The 17,061-nt window shown below is 36.7% G+C and carries 17 protein-coding genes and 1 tRNA gene; 7 read left to right on the top strand and 11 right to left on the bottom strand.

Annotation, left to right across the window (positions count from 1 at the left end; all coding sequences use genetic code 11):
* Together K6D58_RS00090 and crcB are read right to left on the bottom strand one after the other, a co-directional pair.
* A partial coding sequence (locus K6D58_RS00090) for a cache domain-containing protein (protein WP_296826289.1) occupies positions 1 to 438 on the bottom strand: 438 nt, incomplete at its 3' end.
* Between the two features lie 260 nt (positions 439 to 698).
* Positions 699 to 1,067: a fluoride efflux transporter CrcB gene (crcB, locus tag K6D58_RS00085; protein ID WP_296826287.1), complete on the bottom strand. Its 369-nt coding sequence runs from the start codon at positions 1,065 to 1,067 to the stop codon at positions 699 to 701.
* Positions 1,068 to 1,265: 198 nt separating this feature from the next.
* Here crcB and K6D58_RS00080 point away from each other — a divergent pair, with 198 nt between their 5' ends.
* Entirely contained in the window at positions 1,266 to 3,038 is a 1,773-nt protein-coding gene (locus tag K6D58_RS00080) for an ABC transporter ATP-binding protein (RefSeq protein ID WP_296826285.1), read from the top strand.
* The gene (locus K6D58_RS00075; RefSeq protein WP_296826283.1) at positions 3,038 to 4,801 is read left to right on the top strand and encodes an ABC transporter ATP-binding protein; all 1,764 of its coding nucleotides are present in this window, start codon (positions 3,038 to 3,040) and stop codon (positions 4,799 to 4,801) included. Before K6D58_RS00080 ends, K6D58_RS00075 begins: the two co-directional genes overlap by 1 nt.
* A gap of 86 nt (positions 4,802 to 4,887) precedes the next feature.
* Here K6D58_RS00075 and K6D58_RS00070 read toward each other — a convergent pair whose 3' ends face one another.
* Together K6D58_RS00070 and K6D58_RS00065 are read right to left on the bottom strand one after the other, a co-directional pair.
* The gene (locus K6D58_RS00070) at positions 4,888 to 6,612 is read right to left on the bottom strand and encodes a B12-binding domain-containing radical SAM protein (RefSeq protein WP_296826281.1); all 1,725 of its coding nucleotides are present in this window, start codon (positions 6,610 to 6,612) and stop codon (positions 4,888 to 4,890) included.
* Between the two features lie 123 nt (positions 6,613 to 6,735).
* Positions 6,736 to 6,936, bottom strand: a complete 201-nt coding sequence (locus tag K6D58_RS00065; RefSeq protein WP_296826279.1) for a helix-turn-helix transcriptional regulator — start codon at positions 6,934 to 6,936, stop codon at positions 6,736 to 6,738.
* 388 nt (positions 6,937 to 7,324) lie between these two features.
* Here K6D58_RS00065 and K6D58_RS00060 point away from each other — a divergent pair, with 388 nt between their 5' ends.
* Positions 7,325 to 8,155: an exodeoxyribonuclease III gene (locus K6D58_RS00060; RefSeq protein WP_296826277.1), complete on the top strand. Its 831-nt coding sequence runs from the start codon at positions 7,325 to 7,327 to the stop codon at positions 8,153 to 8,155.
* 73 nt (positions 8,156 to 8,228) lie between these two features.
* Here the strand turns inward: K6D58_RS00060 and K6D58_RS00055 are convergent, their stop codons facing one another.
* The 3 genes from K6D58_RS00055 to K6D58_RS00045 form a co-directional block, all read right to left on the bottom strand.
* Positions 8,229 to 9,476 (bottom strand): MATE family efflux transporter, encoded by a 1,248-nt coding sequence (locus K6D58_RS00055; RefSeq protein WP_486389740.1) that lies wholly within the window; start codon positions 9,474 to 9,476, stop codon positions 8,229 to 8,231.
* Between the two features lie 300 nt (positions 9,477 to 9,776).
* A complete protein-coding gene (locus K6D58_RS00050; protein WP_296826274.1) occupies positions 9,777 to 10,898 on the bottom strand; it encodes an aldo/keto reductase in 1,122 nt (373 codons plus the stop codon).
* A 106-nt stretch (positions 10,899 to 11,004) separates the two neighbouring features.
* Positions 11,005 to 12,123: a lipid II:glycine glycyltransferase FemX gene (locus K6D58_RS00045; RefSeq protein ID WP_296826272.1), complete on the bottom strand. Its 1,119-nt coding sequence runs from the start codon at positions 12,121 to 12,123 to the stop codon at positions 11,005 to 11,007.
* A 146-nt stretch (positions 12,124 to 12,269) separates the two neighbouring features.
* Between K6D58_RS00045 and K6D58_RS00040 the strand changes: the two genes are divergently transcribed.
* Together K6D58_RS00040 and K6D58_RS00035 are read left to right on the top strand one after the other, a co-directional pair.
* Positions 12,270 to 12,710, top strand: coding sequence for a C-GCAxxG-C-C family protein (locus tag K6D58_RS00040; RefSeq protein WP_296826269.1), 441 nt, complete (start codon positions 12,270 to 12,272; stop codon positions 12,708 to 12,710).
* Between the two features lie 169 nt (positions 12,711 to 12,879).
* A complete protein-coding gene (locus K6D58_RS00035) occupies positions 12,880 to 13,365 on the top strand; it encodes a hypothetical protein (protein ID WP_296826267.1) in 486 nt (161 codons plus the stop codon).
* A gap of 8 nt (positions 13,366 to 13,373) precedes the next feature.
* Here the strand turns inward: K6D58_RS00035 and K6D58_RS00030 are convergent, their stop codons facing one another.
* On the bottom strand, positions 13,374 to 13,940 hold the full coding sequence (locus tag K6D58_RS00030) for a GNAT family N-acetyltransferase (protein ID WP_296826265.1): 567 nt from the start codon (positions 13,938 to 13,940) through the stop codon (positions 13,374 to 13,376).
* A 148-nt stretch (positions 13,941 to 14,088) separates the two neighbouring features.
* Positions 14,089 to 15,066: an aldo/keto reductase family protein gene (locus K6D58_RS00025; RefSeq protein ID WP_296826263.1), complete on the bottom strand. Its 978-nt coding sequence runs from the start codon at positions 15,064 to 15,066 to the stop codon at positions 14,089 to 14,091.
* Between the two features lie 63 nt (positions 15,067 to 15,129).
* Between K6D58_RS00025 and K6D58_RS00020 the strand changes: the two genes are divergently transcribed.
* Positions 15,130 to 15,525, top strand: a complete 396-nt coding sequence (locus K6D58_RS00020) for a MerR family transcriptional regulator (protein ID WP_296826261.1) — start codon at positions 15,130 to 15,132, stop codon at positions 15,523 to 15,525.
* Between the two features lie 43 nt (positions 15,526 to 15,568).
* Positions 15,569 to 16,207, top strand: a complete 639-nt coding sequence (locus K6D58_RS00015) for a class I SAM-dependent methyltransferase (RefSeq protein ID WP_296826259.1) — start codon at positions 15,569 to 15,571, stop codon at positions 16,205 to 16,207.
* Positions 16,208 to 16,360: 153 nt separating this feature from the next.
* On the opposite strand, the gene K6D58_RS00010 is transcribed toward K6D58_RS00015, so the two are convergent.
* Together K6D58_RS00010 and K6D58_RS00005 are read right to left on the bottom strand one after the other, a co-directional pair.
* A tRNA-Ile gene (locus K6D58_RS00010) sits at positions 16,361 to 16,433 on the bottom strand.
* A gap of 44 nt (positions 16,434 to 16,477) precedes the next feature.
* Positions 16,478 to 16,861, bottom strand: coding sequence for a hypothetical protein (locus K6D58_RS00005; protein WP_296826257.1), 384 nt, complete (start codon positions 16,859 to 16,861; stop codon positions 16,478 to 16,480).
* Between the last annotated feature and the right edge of the window lie 200 nt (positions 16,862 to 17,061).

The following is a 17,061-nucleotide window of genomic DNA, read 5'->3' as shown; positions in this document are numbered from 1 at the left end:
GACTATCCAGTTGTAAGGTTTATATAATTTTGCATAAGTAATTTTTTCTGAAACTCCATCAGATTTATATTCCTTAAAGAAATATCTGTAAGTAACTTCACCATTTTTATTTATGCCTTCAAGTTCAGTAAGATAAGGTGTGTTTCCTTTTGCATCCATCGTAAAAGTAGACAAGTGAATTCCTTCTGATTCAGGAATATTTCCGTGAACCTGTCTTATAGCATAATCTTCTCCACCCTTAAAATTTTTTACTTCATTAATCCAAAGGTAAGCACCGTTGGCAAAATTAGATTCATGAACAACATCCCTGATAAAACTAAGTGTTGCTTCTTTAATTGATTCTTCAGTATAAGGGGTACCATTTTTTTCCATAGCGGCAGTCATATCCCTTCTGGTAAAGTCGATTACGTTAATAAAGTTTTCCACGGAAGTTTTCATTTCCCTTTCCTGGAAAGCAGTAAGATTTGTCCTTAATTTATATTCATCAAATTGCCGAACGCACAAAAATAAAGCTACAATTAAAACTATAATAATGGCCGGGATTATAAAGGCTGTGGCTTTTCTTGAAAACTTCTTCATTTCAGATACTTTCCTAAAATCATAATTGACTAATCCTCACCTTAATTCTATTGCAGAATTACTAAATTACAACTTAGATGAAAAAGAAAGATTATTACTTTTTTATGTATGAATAATTGTTACTCACCTGCAACAATCTGACCTGCAAGGACAAGGGCAATTCCTCCGGCAAGACTAAGGGCAACATAAAGAAGTGCCAGCCCCAGGTGTCCGCTTTTTATAAGTCCTTCGCTTTCTAATGCAAATGTAGAAAAAGTTGTAAAGCCTCCGCAAATACCAGTTTTTATAAAGAGTACAGTTTTAGGAGAGAGGGAAGATGTTTTTGATGCAAGAGCTGCTATTAATCCAATTACAAAACAGCCCAGCAAATTTATCAAAAGAGTTTTTACCGGAAAAGTAAAAGCTTCCTTCAATGGAATAAGTCCAATAAGATATCTGGCGCAGGCACCAAGTCCACCGCCTAATGTTACAATTAAACAATTCAGCATTTTATAACTTTCCTTTCTTTTACATTGGCAGAATTTTTTGACTTTTACAATACGTCCTTCCGCTGCAATATTCAAACCAGTAATCCTAAAAATTTATGAGCGAAAAGTGTTAAAAAAATATCGTTTTTTAGTGGAGCAGAATCTGGATAAAATAATATAATCCTTAAAGTTAGCTGTAGTTAACTAAAAGGAGTTTTTATGTTTAAAAGTATTTCTCCCTATCTCGGAAAAAACAAAAAGTTTACGGCACTGGCAACAATCCTTACATCTATAGGAATTATTGCCAGCGTTATCCCCTATTATTTTCTCTACCAGATTATTGTTCCACTGACCCAGCATCAGATTCCTTCGTTGAATTTTATTCTCAACAAAGTTATCTGGATTGCCTCATGTGAATTACTCTATGGAATTTCCTATTCCCTTGGTCTCGCTTTCTCCCACAAGAGTGCTTACGAGACTTTAAAGAACATTCGTATTTCACTTCAGTCCCGACTTGAAAAACAGCCTCTGGGAAATATTAAGGAATTAGGAACAGGGCAAATAAAAAAAGTTTTTACTGATGACATTGATCAGCTTGAACTTTTACTTGCTCATGCCATTCCGGAAGGAATAGCTAATCTTGCAATTCCACTTGTAGTTATTGCCGGTCTCTTTATCGTTGACTGGCGCCTTGCCCTTATCACTCTTGCTACATTACCAGTAGGAATCTTTGGAATGTCAATGATGATGAAAAGCGGTATGTCCAAAATGGGAGCCTATTACGATTCAGCAAAAAAAATGAACAATACCATAATTGAATACGTTAACGGAATGGAAGCCATAAAAGTATTTAACAAAGACGGAGATTCATTTAAACGCTTTGGTGATGCAGTAAGAAGTTACCGTGACTTTACCCTGGACTGGTACAAAGTCTGCTGGCCATGGATGGCACTTTACAATAGCGTACTTCCAAACTTTGCACTCTTTGTTCTGCCCTTTGGATTCATTATGCTCTTAAATGGAGCAGTTACTTTAAGTCAGCTTGTTTTAGTTTTATGCATGTCATTTTCTATTGGCCCTGCACTTTTAAAAGCCCTCAGCTTTGGCGGTAAGATTCCTCAATTGAATTATAAAATTGCTCAGCTTGAAAAGTTAATGAGTCATGCCCCTGTTAAAGAAACGAACAGAAATTTTGAAGGAAAAAATTACGACGTTGAATTTAAAGACGTATCTTTTACTTACAAAAAAATTGAAGGGGATGAAGAGAAAACAAAAGAAGTCCTTCACCGTGTAAGCCTTAAACTTGAACAGGGAACAAAAACAGCCCTCATTGGTGAATCAGGCAGCGGTAAATCAACCCTGGCAAAACTTCTCGTACATTTTTATGATCTTGATGCAGGAAGTATAAGTCTTGGAGGCCAGGACATTACTGACATGAGTCTTGAAGCATTAAACAATCAGATTTCTTACGTTGCCCAGGAACAGTTTTTATTTAACACCAGTCTCTACGAAAATATTTTAATCGGACGACCAGATGCCAGCAGGGAAGAAGTTTTAGATGCAGCGCACCGTGCCCAGTGTGATGAATTCCTTGAGCGCTTCCCAGAAGGAATAGATACAAAAGCCGGTGACAGTGGTAAGCAGCTTTCTGGAGGTGAACGCCAGCGAATATCCCTTGCAAGAGCTATCTTAAAAAATGCCCCTGTAATCGTACTTGATGAAGCCACTGCATTTATGGATCCGGAAAACGAAGAAAAAATGAATGCAGCACTATCCGAAATTATTAAAGATAAAACTGTAATAACAATTGCCCACCGTCTTTCTTCTATAAAAAATGCAGACAAGATTTGTATATTAAAAGAAGGAAAAATCCTTGCTCAGGGACAGCATGATGAACTTTTAAAAAGCTGTGCTGAATATCAGAAACTCTGGAATGCAAGCAGTCAGGCAGTCAACTGGAAAATTCAGAATACTAAAAAGGAGGCAGAATAATGAAAACAAAATCAATGCTTGGAATGATGCATCGTCTCGTTGAATTTTGCGGGATTTACAAAAAAAGAATCAGACTTTCCTACATAACAGGTTTCTTAAACGGAATATTTTTAAAAGCACCATTGATGATTAGTTTCTTCATGGTCACCTCTTTCATGAATAACGACATTACAAAAAAATCCTGTTACATCACATTTGGTATTCTTCTTGCCTGTGTTATATGTCAGATAATTTTACAGCAGGCATCCAATTACCTTCAGTCAGCTGCTGGCTTTATGGTTTTTGCAGACCGACGCATGGAACTTGGAGATCATTTTAGAAAACTTTCCATGGGTTACTTTACTGACGGCAACATTGGTAAAGTAAGTTCCGTACTTTCTACTGACATGAATTTTATTGAAGAAAACTGCATGACGGTTTTAGAGATGCTGGTAAGTTTTATTATCAGTCAGATTATGATGTGCGGCTTTATGTTCTATCTTGAATGGCGTCTTGGCCTCCTTGCCCTTGCCATCTGTCTTTTGTTTATTATCACCGGAAGACTTATGACAGGCATGACCCTCAGACATTCCGCACAAAAACAGGAATTCAGTCAGCGCCTTACTTCTGCCGTGCTTGAATTTGCAGAAGGAATTGGCATCATCAAAACCTTTAACCTTACAGGAAAAAAATCCAAAAGCCTTACTGATGAATTTGAAAACAGCTGCAGGGATTCCATCAGTTTTGAAATTGATTATTCACCATGGGCCTGTGCCTTAATACTCCTTTACGGACTGGGTTCTGCTCTTGTTTTATTTGCAGCAGGATTCTTTATGACTAAAGGGCAGATCTCTGCTGAATACATGATAGGAACAATCCTCTTTTTATTTGATACCTTCCAGGGGATTAAATCTTACTATTCTCAGATTGCCCGCCTTACAGTAACAGATTCCTGTCTGGACAGAATTGAAAGCGTAAGCCATGAAGAAGAAATCGATGACAGCGGTAAAGAGCTTCTCCCGTCAGCAGACAGCAGTGAATTAATTTCTGACAACCCTGTTCCGGAAATTTCTTTTGAAAACGTAAGCTTCTCATATGGTCAAAAAGAAGCTTTATCCGGTATAAACTTAAAGGCGTATAAAGGACAGATGATTGCCCTTGCAGGACAAAGTGGCGGAGGTAAATCTACAATTGCAAATCTCCTTGCCCGCTTCTGGGATATAAAAGACGGAAGTATCAAAATCCGTGGCAAAGACATAAGGGACATTCCTGTATCAGATCTTATGAACAATATCAGTATAGTTTTTCAGAGGGTATATCTTTTTCAGGATACAATCTTTAACAACATTGCCATGGGAAAAAGTAATGCAAGTCAGGACGAAGTTATAGAGGCTGCAAAAAAAGCCCGCTGTTATGATTTTATTATGAAACTTCCTCAGGGTTTTGATACAGTTATTGGTCAGGGTGGTACAGACTTAAGTGGAGGAGAAATGCAGAGAATATCCATTGCCCGCTGTCTGCTTAAAGATGCACCTATAGTAATTCTTGATGAAGCCACAGCAAGTGTTGATGCAGACAATGAACACTACATTCAGGAAGCAATCTCCCAACTGTGCCAGGGTAAGACACTCTTAGTAATTGCCCATCGTCTTAATACTATCCGCGATGCAGATAAAATCCTTGTAATAAAACAGGGCCGCATTATTGAATCTGGTACCCATCAGGAACTTATAAAGCTCAATGGTGAATACAAGATGATGAACGACAAGTTAAATAATGCATGAACCTAAAATGACAGGGAGTTTCATTAAACTACTGTTGTAGTTAATAAGCTCCCTGTTTCTTTTTTAAATCTTCTATAGCTTAAAACTTAATACTTAATAAGAATTTTTACAGGATTTCTTTTTTCCTCCGGCACTTCTGCCCTTACATCATAATCAAATTCTTCATAATCAGTAACAGAAAAACCTGTACGGCTGTCTTTTAAATCTTCATCTTTTTCCAAAAGCTGCCTGTGCATCTCCTTATCATATCTGCGCTCATACCATGCAGGAAAGTTTCCTTTTTTACCTGACCTGATAAAATCATAGCGAAGTAAATCATTAATAAGATTTTTATCCAGCATCTTGAGACCATCTGAATTATTTTCTGCCAGTGAATCAAGTTTTTCATTTATAAAATCATAAAAAAGCTGATACCAGTAAGCATCCTTTCTTGCCTGAGAAAAAGTTTTAACCCCTGCGGCATATTCATGAAGGTTACATAAAATTTCCCAGGGACTTGTTTTTCTAAAAATATAATTCATGGTAAATAAAAATATTCCCTTATTCCAGAAAGCATCTGTCAGAATTTCCATATCCTTTAAAAATGCCATATCAGAAAAACTTAAATAAGGAGTAGAAAAAGTTTCATAAACAGGGCTGTCCATCCACTTCCATCCGTGACTTCTTGCATAGTCTTCCATTACGGTACCATTCAATATTTTTAAAAAGCCAAGCTGTAATGCATCAGGTTTAAGTGCCATTACAAAATCATAACTGCTGCCAAAACTTTTAAGATCTTCGTAAGGAAGTCCGGCAATTAAATCTAGGTGCTGGTGAATTGTCCGGGGAATCTTTTTTATTTTTTCAGCCAGCACTTCAATATTTGTTGAACGGTTTATTGCAGCTACAGTTTTTTTATTTGCAGACTGAACTCCCATTTCAAACTGCATTACGCCTTCCGGAACCTTCTGCAAAAACTCCAGGGCTGCATCAGAAAGATATTCTGCTTCAATTTCAAAATGAAACATTGTCTTTCCGTTATGATGTTTTAAAATATAATCCCAGATACCCAGATAACGTTTTTCATCAAGGTTGTAAGTTCTGTCTACAAATTTTACAAGCTTTATATTGTGATCAAGAAAAATCTGCAATTCCTGACAGGTACGCTCGAGGCTTTTAAATCTAACCCGCTTATCTACAGAAGACAGACAATATGAGCATCCAAAAGGGCAACCCCTGCTTGATTCATAATAATAAATCTTATGATCGGGATCAGCCTGTCCACTTAAAATCTCCGGATAAGGAAAAGGAATGTCATCAAGATTTTGTATCAGTTCACGATTTCCAGAATACTCTGTATGTCCATTTTGATTTCTATAATACAGGCCCTTAACTTCATTTACATTTAAAAGAAACTCACCAGAGCCAGTCTGAGTTTTTTCTATCAAATCCACAAAAGTTAATTCACCTTCCCCGGCCATAATAAAATCCAGATCTTTAATAAGGGAAAGATATTTTTCTGCGCTATAAGAAAATTCAGGACCACCAGCTGCAAGAATACAGGCAGGTAAAAGTTTTTTAATTTCCGGCAGCAGCTTGCTTACATATTCAGCATTCCAGATATAAGTAGAAAATAAAATCCAGTCAGCATCACAAAAAGCAATATCCCTTAATACTTCTCCTGCCGGCTGGTTAATCGTATATTCAGCAATTACTATCTGAGGTTTATCATTTTTATTTTTAAAATATTCATCTGCAAAATTTTTTAAATCACGTATGGCAATATTTGTATGCATATAAGAAGCATTAACTGAAACAAGAAGAATCTTCATGCCTTTACTATATCAAACATTTGCAACCGTGACATTCCTCCAGCAATCCAGCATACTTATTTTGAACATAAACATAACCTTTCCTGTAATTAGAAAATAATTTAGTCATTATTTATCCTTTTCTTACTTGAGAATTTTACCTGGTACAAGCTGGCTGTTAAACATGGAAAGTACCTTATTTACTTTATCCATTCGACAACTGTCTTTTCCCTGTTCCAGGTCCCTTAAAAAACGAAGACCTACTCCACAACGCATAGCAAATTCTTCCTGAGTAAGACCTGCTTTTTTTCTTTCTGTCTTAACAAAATCAGCAACTGGATTCATATAAGTATTTTATACCACATAGGGTATAAAAACAAGTCAATACTTTATATTTATACCCGATAAGGTGTAAATCATCTACATTTGATTAAATTATACCCTATAAGGTATACAATCCGTCAAAATCCCCCTGTCATCTTAAAAAATGCATAAATAAAAGGGACATCCGCCGTGTAATTAGTCAGGAGTCATTTATGAAAAGATTATTATCACTGGCATTTACCTTATTTGCAGCTTCCCTTGCTTTTGCCATAACAAAGAAGTTTACTCCGGAATTAAAAGCAACTGGGTTTATGTAGAAGTTCTTAACAGCAGCGGCTGGTGTTACGGCGGATACTTAAGGTAAGTCTTTATCTTCAAATTAAGACATTTTTCTTCTATAATTAATGCCATGACAAAACTTATTTCATGGAATATAGATTCAATTAACGCAGCCCTTACTTCTACATCAGCAAGGGCTCTTTTATCTCAAGAGGTTCTTAAAAAACTTGGAACTTATAACGCAGACATTATTGCAATTCAGGAGACAAAGCTCCCTGCCGAAGGACCTTCTGCAAAACACCTGGAACTTCTCAAGAATTATTTCCCTGGTTACAAAGTCGAATGGCTTTCTTCCGTTCCACCTGCAAAAAAAGGTTATGCAGGAACAATGATTCTTTACAAAGAGGGAATCAAAGCTGAACGTTCAGTGCCAAAGCTTGGCGCTCCAGATACAATGGATGATGAAGGCCGTCTTCTTACCCTTGAATTTGACAACTTTTATTTTGTAAATGTTTACACACCAAATTCCGGAGATGGTCTTAAGCGTCTTGCAGACAGACAAAAATGGGATGCTTTATATGCCGACTACTTAGCTTCACTTGATTCAAAAAAAGCAGTAATTGCCTGCGGTGACTTTAATGTTGCCCACAAAGAAATTGACCTTGCCAATCCTGCATCAAATCATTTTTCTGCCGGCTTTACTGATGAAGAACGGGAAGACTTCACAAAACTTCTGGAAAAAGGATTTACAGATTCTTTCCGTCACATTCACGGAGATGTAAAATCAGTTTATTCCTGGTGGGGTCAGAGAATTAAGACAAGTAAAATTAACAATTCAGGCTGGCGTATTGACTACTTCCTTGTAAGCGACCGCATCAAAGATAAGATTCAAAAATCAGAAATGATTGATTCCGGACCAAGACAGGATCACACTCCTATTCTTCTGGAAATAGATTTATAAAAAAAAAACGGCTGTATAATCAGCAAGTCAGATTCAATTAAAGAATCCCTTCCTGATATACAGCCGGTTTTTTTTAAGCCTTTAATTCCCTGCTTTTAATTTTTCTCTCAACAATTACAAAATAAATTCCACAAAGAATAATCTGAACCACAGTTGAACATGGAGTTGCCAGCCCGATTTTAAATAAAGTTGGATTCGCAGTTTTACTCACCAAAAAAGAAACAGGTATCCTGACCAAAAATGCACCTATCAAACCCTGAATCATAACAAACTTTGTTTTTCCGCAGCCATTAAAATAACCGATAAAACAAAAAAGAAAAGAAACAAAAAGAGTATCAATTGCATAAGCCTTAAGATAACTATGGGCCGCTTCAATAACAGGAGCCTCCTTTGTAAAGACAGCTGCCAGCAGATCACCTTTAAAAAAAGCACCGCTTCCCATAAAAAGACCACAAGCAAGAGATGCAATAATTGAATAATACAAAGCCTTTCTTGCACGACCATATTCTCCGGCTCCCACATTTTGGGCAACAAAAGCAGAGAGGGACTGAGAGAATGCAGATGGAACCAGCATAATAAATCCGCAAACACGTTCTGCTACACCAACACCTGCAGACGCAATTAAACCAAGCCCGTTTATAATTGCAGCAATTACAAGAAAGGAAACAGTTACAAGTCCGTCCTGAAGTGAAATTGGCGCACCTGTCTTACAAACCATTCTGACAATTGAAGAATCCCACTTTATATTGTTCCTTCCAAATTTAAATGGCAGTCCCTTTTTTCTTACAAGAATCAGACAAAAAATTACACTAAAGGCCTGAGCAATTACAGTTGCAAGTGCAGCACCTGAAGCAGCCATATCAAAAACAACAACAAAAAGCAAATCACCAAAGATGTTCATAATACATGCAACAAGAACTGTCATTAAAGGAGTCTTTGAATCACCCATTCCCCTAAAAACACTGCCCAGCATATTATAACCGCTGATAAAAACAGTTCCGGCAGAACAAATGTGAACATACATAAGGGTTTTATCAAAAGCTTCTTTTGGTGTCTGCATGAGAATTGCAAAAGGCCTTGTTAAAAAAATCATAAGGACAGTTACAAGAAGAGCAAGAATCGTAAAAAAGATAATACTTGTTCCAACAATATTTGCAGCCTTTTCATTTTTACCTGCACCAAGAGCCTGCCCCATCTGAATCGTAGTTCCCATGGCAAGACCTGTAATAATAAAAGTTATGGTCTGCATCATCATGGTTCCTGTAGCAACAGCAGAAACATCTTCCGATGCACCAAACTGTCCTACAATAAGCAAATCCACTGCACCATAAAAAGACTGCAAAAAAAGTGCACCAAGAACCGGCAATGCAAACCGAAGTAAACGTGGAGCAATTCTTCCAGAAGTAAATAAAGTAGTATCAGACATAAAAACCTCTCCAAAAAAAATATATAAAATAAAAAAGCCGGATAAGTTTCAGGCATTCCAACCTGCACCTTATCCGGCTTATCATTTCTAATTGAATGACACGCCCTCCGCGTGAGCATCCCTACTCTATCACATCATCTTAAAAAAAATCAAGAAGAAGCAAGTCTTACACTTAGCATGAGATTTTACATTAGCCTAAGAATCAAGAATCCCTGCAGCTTCCTTTAAAAGATCAATTATCGGAAGATGCTGAGGACAAACACCTTCACACTGACCACAAGAAACACAATCAGATGCTTTTCCACTTCTTGTTATAAGACCTGAATAAAAATTCTTTGCCCGCCAGTCATCAGGATAACGTCTTAAAGTATTTATAGTCCTGAATATATCCGGAATACTTATTTTCATCGGACAACCATCAATACAATATTTACAGGCTGTACAACCAATCTGCGGAATGCGAAGTATATCATCAGTTACTTCATCAATAAGCTTCATCTCTTCGGCAGTAAGAGGCTCAAAATCAGTAAAGGTTTTTATATTGTCTTCCATCTGTGCTTCATCAGACATGCCGGAAAGAATTGTAATTATTCCTTCAAGAGATCCAACGTAACGCAAAGCCCAGGAAGCAATTGAATTGTTTGGACGAAGAGCCTTAAACTTTGCCTCGATTTCTGGAAGCATATTTGCAAGCATACCACCCCTGACAGGTTCCATAATAATCATCGGAATATTACGTTTATGAAGAATGTCATAAAGCTTCTGTGACTGAACCACAGGATTTGTACGGTCCAGATAGTTCAACTGAATCTGAACAAATTCCATCTCTGGATGTTTATCAAGAATAGTTTCAAGGAGCTCTGGAGTTCCATGATAAGAAAATCCAAAATGCTTAATTTTTCCCTCTGCTTTTTTCTTTAAGCCCCAGCTAAAGCAGTCATACTTTTCATAAGTATCATAATTTGAACCGTCTTCAATGGAATGCAATAGATAAAAGTCAAAATAATCTACACCTGCCCTCTGGCACTGTTCATTAAAAATACGTTCAATATCACTTTCCTTTTTAATTTCCCAGGCTGGAAGTTTTGTAGCAAGCATAAACTTTTCTCTTGGATATCTTTTTACAATAGCTTCCTTTGCAGCTCCCTCAGATTTTCCACCATGATAAACATAAGCCGTATCAAAATAATTCATACCGGCACTCATGTATCTGTCCACCATTGTCTTTACGCGTTCAATATCAATGCTGCCATCTTTTTCAGGAAGACGCATAAGTCCAAAGCCAAGCTTAGACATTTTAGTCAAATCAATTCCCATATTTTTCCCCTTACACGCACTAATCCTTTTTTGAAAAAAAGTATCAATATAAGAATAAAGGTAGTTTTAAGAAAAATAAAGCAAAGATTTACAATTTCTAAAAAAATTATTTTAACAGGAGGCTTTCATTTACTTTAAAGGCTTCATATTCTTCCTGCTTCAAAGGAAAATCCCAGGTGCCCATATAATGAGTTACATTTCCACCAAAACCTGTTTTAAAAATATACAAACCCGACATTGAAGAAGCGCTGTCATTAACAGGAGGAATGCCCATAAAATCATATCGGGTACAGCCCTTTGACCTGGCAAACCTGATTACTTCCCACTGCAAACCATAATTTGGCATACAGTGCCTCATATCCATACTGCTGGCTGCATACATATAATAAGCATTGGCCCCGCATATTCCAAGAATAAGGCCGCTAAGGAGAACCCCTTCTTTTTGTGCAGTAAACAAATAGAACCTTGGAGGAGGAACCTGTGCATCAAGAGGAACAATTCCACTGTCATAATTACGAACTTCTTTTTCTTTTAAAAACTCTCTATTTAAACTAAAAAGCTTTTCAAAATAAGAATAGCCTTCACAATAAAAACCCTTACGTCCGGCAGTGTCCTTGTAAATATCGTACATCTCCCTTAAACGCAAAAAAATGTCCGGACTCTCTGCATCATAAATAGAAAATTCAACACTCTCACGATAAGCCCTTCGTACGGAATTTCTTGTCTGCTGCCTCATGTTTTTTAAAAGCATTTCCGGAATGGGCCTGAGATTTAAAATACAAGTAGATTTACAAAAGTGATCAGAGGGAGCCTTTTTAAAATTGTGAAGCTGTGTTCCATAATTCATCATAATCTCAAGCATCTCTGTTCTTGCATGAGGTTCAGGATTTATCCACTGCAAATCATAGCGGATAAAAATAATTGAATCAGGAAGATGATCCTTAAGTGCAAGGGACAATTCCTCAAGAAAACCTGTCTTATCAGAAACAATAACACTTTCTGAAGGAGCACTCTGAACATAAGCATAGATATACTTACCATTAATTTTTCTAAGAAGAACTAAAAATGGATAAGCAACAGTAAGCCCTTCATCATTTTCAAATTCAACTCTTAAGTAAAGGGCCTTCTGTCCGAATGCTTCTTTTAATTGACCCCAGAAATATGTTTGGAAGAGATTGTCTGATACCGGAAAAAAATCTGGCTGAACTTTAGAGACTGTCAGCATACGCAACCGGTAAAGTTGATATGTTTTTCATAAGTTTATTATAGGATTTAAAAGCAAAGGGGACAAGGCAAAGGATAAACCTAACAGTAATTTTGTTAAATTGACACTAGCCGCTTTTTATTTCTATACTAAAAATAATCATACAAGTGTCAAAAATAATTATGCTTGTGGCTGAGCAAAGGGGAACAATTATGACAATCGAAGAAAGAGCAGAAGAAGGTGCTGCACTTAAAGCAAAAGGTGTATGCAACTGCACTCAGGCAGTACTCAGAGTCTTCCAGGACAAAACTGGCCTTGATGAAGATGCAATGACAAAAATTTCAGCAGGCTTTGCAGCAGGTATGGGCGGCCTTGAAGGAACCTGCGGAGCCCTCATCGGTTCTGTAATTACAGCAGGTTACATTACAGAAGGAAAAGGCACTCCAAGAATTTCAAAATCAATCGTAAGTAAATTCAAGGAACTTTCCGGATCTACAATCTGTCGTGAATTAAAAACTCCAGTTAACGGCAAGACTTTATGTGAATGCCCTCAGTGCGTATACAATGCAATTATTGCCCTTGGTGAATATTTAGAAATCGACAGCTAATCCTTTATTTAAAAAAATATTTCTGTCCCTGTGATATAATATATAAACAAATCACAGGAACTAAATGAAATTATATCGATACATAATCCTTTTAATAGTTTTCTCCATCTCCACCTTTCCACTAACAGCTTTAGAAGAAGAAATAACAAAAAGCGATATTTCCTTAGATATGAACGTTCTTGTAAATGCCCTTCTCCATGAAGGATGGGGTCTTGGAATAAAAGGCGAATATCTTTTTACAAATTATTTTTCTACCCAGGGAAGATTTGAACACACAACTTTTTTTTCTAAAAGTGGAAGCAGCATCTGCACAACAGAAAGCATAGACCTTAATTTATTTTACTATCCCTTTGCCAGCGGTCTGGATAAATATCTTTACCTGGGAGCCGGGGAATCAATTAAGTTCATTCAATTTACAAATCAGGAAAGTTCACAAAAAGAAAGTTCAACCTCTGCAATATTTGTCCTGTCACAAATTGGATGGAGACAACCTGCAGGCCCTTACCTTTCATTTGAAGCATACACAGGTTACCGCTGGCAGATAAACACAACAGAAATTCCGGAAGAATACAACCACCTTCTCAACAACGGCTTTATCTTTGGCGTAAAAGTAAACATTAATTTTTCCAGACTGATTTCAAAAATCTTCAGCTGAATTTTTTACTAAAGTTCCTTCTTAAAAATATAAGTTTTATATTTTCTATCTTCCGTAGAATAAGCTTTGTAAACATCCTCTTCTACAAGTTCAAAACCATGCTTTAAATACCACTGCCAGTCACACTCACAGTCCGTCCATAAAAAAATATTTTTTCTTCCTTTAGCCTTAAAGTCATTACAAATACTGTCCAGTAAAATTGAACCTGACCCTGGCTTTAGGCTAATAAAAAGAGCAAGCTTAACATCATCTTTTCCCATTAAGGAAAAAGTTTTTTCATCCATATAATTTAAATAAGTCCTGCACATAGCTGCAGCAACTTTAAGTTCAAGGCTAAAATCCTTAAAGGCACAATCATACCAGTCTTCCGCAAGACTATGCTCCCCCAGCCCTGCAAAAAAAGCTGCTGCACAAAATTCATTTTTTGCTGAATCAACTAATTCAAACTGAAGATTGTTTTTAAAAATATTATTCCGTATAACATATTCAACATAAACTTTTTTAAAATTATTATCCCCGACAGGAGGCTGCCATAAAGGAAACACCCTCTCTGTCAGGGACAAAAAATTATTCATATTAAAAGGAAAAATCTTTAAGCTATTAGATTTCGTAGTCAGGGTTTTCATTTTAATTTCCACGAATATCTTAATTTTATTTTTGTTAAAAATCCATCCTTTTAATATTCCATCCTTTTAAATTTAAAGACTCAGATTCTTTTACAAATCAACCAACATGTCTCTCAAATCTTGTAAAGCCAAGAATCTTTTCTATCTCTTCCATTGCATCAGAAGGAATTACAAGATCGCTTGCCTTAACATTTTCCTTAAGCTGTTCACTCTTACTTGCACCTGTAATTACAGAACTGATTGCAGGCTTAGTTAAAATCCATGCAAGGGCAAGAACAGAAACCTTACAACCAAGTTCAGCTGCAATTTTTTCAAGCTTCTCTACCTTGTTAAGGTTTTCATCAGTAAGAAGATTATTCACCTGCTTGTCCCACTGAAAAGTTGCACGGGAACCTTCAGGATAAGGCTGACCCTTTTTATACTTACCAGTAAGAAGCCCCTGAGCCAGAGGAGAAAAAGGAGTAATACCAATTCCATTCCTTACGCACACATCAACAATTTCATGCTCAATGTAGCGGTCAATCATATTGTACTGAGGCTGAAGGGTTGTTAAAGGATAAAGATTGTACTTATCAATAATTGCCTGAGCCTTTTCAAGACGGGCTGCACTCCACTCTTCACTTACACCGTAGTAGAGAATCTTTCCCTGACTTACAAGATCACTTAAACAACGCAACGTCTCTTCCATAGGAGTCGATTCATCAAAGCGGTGACAGTAATAAATGTCTATGTAATCCATGTTAAGGTTTTTCAAAGTGCGGTCGATGTTCTCCGTAATATGCTTACGTGACAGTCCCCTGTCATTTACCCCCGGACCTGTAGGAAAATAAACCTTGCTGGAAACAACATAAGAAGAGCGGGGATAATCAGCCAGCAGACTTCCAAGAAAACGCTCAGCTTCTCCACCACTGTATGCATCTGCACAATCAAAAAAATTTATACCTGCATCAAAAGCAGCCTTCACTGTTTCTCTGGCAACTTCCTTCTGACTGCAATCATTCAACTGTGTCATCCAGCTGCCTAAAGAAATTTCACTGACCTTAAGTCCTGATTTTCCTAAGTTTCTATACTTCATAATTGAATTGTAATACTTCAAGTTAACTTGAAGTCAATATACTTTTGCATTAAATTTTTATTTATGAATGAATACACAATAAAAGAAATTTCCCAGCGCTATAATCTTACAGCCAGCACCCTACGCTACTACGAAGACATAGGACTGCTGGAAGATGTTAAACACACTTCAAGCAACCGCCGCCTCTACAACGATTCACACATTGCCCGCCTTGAAGCAATAATCTGTTTTAAAAATACCGGCATGAGCCTGTCCAATATTGTAAAATTCTTTAAGTACGAAAAAAACATTCCCAAAAACATCGACAGCATCATTAACATAGTTCAGATTCAGGAAAAAGAAACCATGGAAAAGATAAAAATTTTCAAAAAGGAACTGGCCCACATACAAAGAAAAGTCCGCTATTATACCGGTATAAAAGAAGCCATAAAAAATAATAAAGAATGGCCCGAATATTGAAGTTTTTAATTGTTATGAAGATTTTACGCGTTACAATTTAGACATGAAGTTTACAATATGGGATTTTTTTGCACCTTTTTATGAACTGGCAATGAAGAGCCAGAAAAATCAATATAACTTCCTTTACGATAAAATTTCCACACTTGTAAAAGGAAAAACAGTCCTTGAACTTGCAACAGGTCCGGGAATGATTGCAAAACATATTTCCTCCAGTGCCAGAAAAATCATAGCCACAGATTTTTCTCAATCAATGATTGATACCGCAGAAAAAAAGAAATCTCCGGAAAACCTTACCTTTGAAGTTGCAGATGCCACCAATCTTAGATTTGTAGACAATTCCTTTGAAGTCGTAATAATTGCAAACGCCCTTCACATAATGCCGCAACCAGAAAAAGCACTGTCTCAAATAAAAAGAGTCCTTAAAGACGACGGCATTCTTATTGCACCAAACTTTATAGATCACGACGGACAGGAAAAACAAAATTTATGGGCAAGATTTCTGGAATTTATAGGTGTTAAATTTGAACACAAATGGAATGCAGATGAATACAAAGCCTTTTTAAGACACAACGGCTTTATCATTCAGGAAAGCGCCATTCTTAAAGGCCGGATCAACATGTTCTACGCAGTCTGCAAAATCGACCAGGCTCAGTCACAAGCCCCCCTCGCCCTTAGCATATAATCATCCTCCACCACCACCTCAAAGGCAAAAAAAAGACTCAGCACTTAAAAAGCACTAAGTCGTTTAATATAATTGGGCCATAAGTCTGACAAGCAGCCTTTTGTCCTGTTGGAAGTGATTTACGTATATTTACTCACTTCGTTACGCAAATATTGGGCCATCTTAGATTTGAACTAAGGACCAAAGGATTATGAGTCCTCTGCTCTAACCGCTGAGCTAATGGCCCGAATTGGTGTTTATAATACCAAAAACCGCCCTGATTAGTCAATATTAACTAACCAGGGTCATATTCATTCTTATTTCTTTATCTGTGTCAAACAAGTTAATTGATTCTGTAAAATCTTGAATTAAGTCGTTTTTTAAATTCGAGGAATCAGGCAATGAAACTTCTTTATAATCACAATCCAGTAAAAATTTTTGATGCATATAATAATCTTTTTTCATTGCCATTTCCTCTTTAAAAGCAATAGCCATTTCCAAAGCTTTCGGTATATCTTCTTTTTTCATGCGCTCGTTTTCACAATCATCAATAATGATGTTGAATTCCTTATTAAAATCAAAATACAAATGCAAAAGAAATTTATTATATCTATATGGAAACGAAAATTCCTGAATATTTGGTGAATAGTTATCGAGATAATCCATATATTCCATTTCTTTTTCTCCAGCTTCATTTACTGGTACATTAAACCATGCTAAACGTTAATTTTCTTTCATAAATTACATCTCCTCTCGCTTTTTGATTCTAAAATGTGTTGCTCATCCTCGCAGCTGTAACCTGAATCGAAGAGGAACTTGTTCCAGAAACGGCTGTAGATAAGGTGACCAGTAGCGTGCTCAGTACCACCTACGTA

Source organism: Treponema sp. (genome assembly GCF_024696245.1).
Classification (GTDB): Bacteria; Spirochaetota; Spirochaetia; order Treponematales; family Treponemataceae; genus Treponema_D.
This window is presented reverse-complemented; position numbering and strand designations above follow the sequence as displayed.

What these genes read in the sequence shown, in the direction of transcription:
- crcB (WP_296826287.1), bottom strand. Translation starts at nt 1,067, where the DNA reads ATGCTGAATTGTTTAATTGTAACATTAGGCGGTGGACTTGGTGCCTGC.
- K6D58_RS00080 (WP_296826285.1), top strand. Translation starts at nt 1,266, where the DNA reads ATGTTTAAAAGTATTTCTCCCTATCTCGGAAAAAACAAAAAGTTTACG.
- K6D58_RS00075 (WP_296826283.1), top strand. Translation starts at nt 3,038, where the DNA reads ATGAAAACAAAATCAATGCTTGGAATGATGCATCGTCTCGTTGAATTT.
- K6D58_RS00070 (WP_296826281.1), bottom strand. Translation starts at nt 6,612, where the DNA reads ATGAAGATTCTTCTTGTTTCAGTTAATGCTTCTTATATGCATACAAAT.
- K6D58_RS00065 (WP_296826279.1), bottom strand. Translation starts at nt 6,936, where the DNA reads ATGAATCCAGTTGCTGATTTTGTTAAGACAGAAAGAAAAAAAGCAGGT.
- K6D58_RS00060 (WP_296826277.1), top strand. Translation starts at nt 7,325, where the DNA reads ATGACAAAACTTATTTCATGGAATATAGATTCAATTAACGCAGCCCTT.
- K6D58_RS00050 (WP_296826274.1), bottom strand. Translation starts at nt 10,898, where the DNA reads ATGGGAATTGATTTGACTAAAATGTCTAAGCTTGGCTTTGGACTTATG.
- K6D58_RS00045 (WP_296826272.1), bottom strand. Translation starts at nt 12,123, where the DNA reads ATGCTGACAGTCTCTAAAGTTCAGCCAGATTTTTTTCCGGTATCAGAC.
- K6D58_RS00035 (WP_296826267.1), top strand. Translation starts at nt 12,880, where the DNA reads ATGAACGTTCTTGTAAATGCCCTTCTCCATGAAGGATGGGGTCTTGGA.
- K6D58_RS00030 (WP_296826265.1), bottom strand. Translation starts at nt 13,940, where the DNA reads ATGAATAATTTTTTGTCCCTGACAGAGAGGGTGTTTCCTTTATGGCAG.
- K6D58_RS00025 (WP_296826263.1), bottom strand. Translation starts at nt 15,066, where the DNA reads ATGAAGTATAGAAACTTAGGAAAATCAGGACTTAAGGTCAGTGAAATT.
- K6D58_RS00020 (WP_296826261.1), top strand. Translation starts at nt 15,130, where the DNA reads ATGAATGAATACACAATAAAAGAAATTTCCCAGCGCTATAATCTTACA.
- K6D58_RS00015 (WP_296826259.1), top strand. Translation starts at nt 15,569, where the DNA reads ATGAAGTTTACAATATGGGATTTTTTTGCACCTTTTTATGAACTGGCA.
- K6D58_RS00005 (WP_296826257.1), bottom strand. Translation starts at nt 16,861, where the DNA reads ATGGAATATATGGATTATCTCGATAACTATTCACCAAATATTCAGGAA.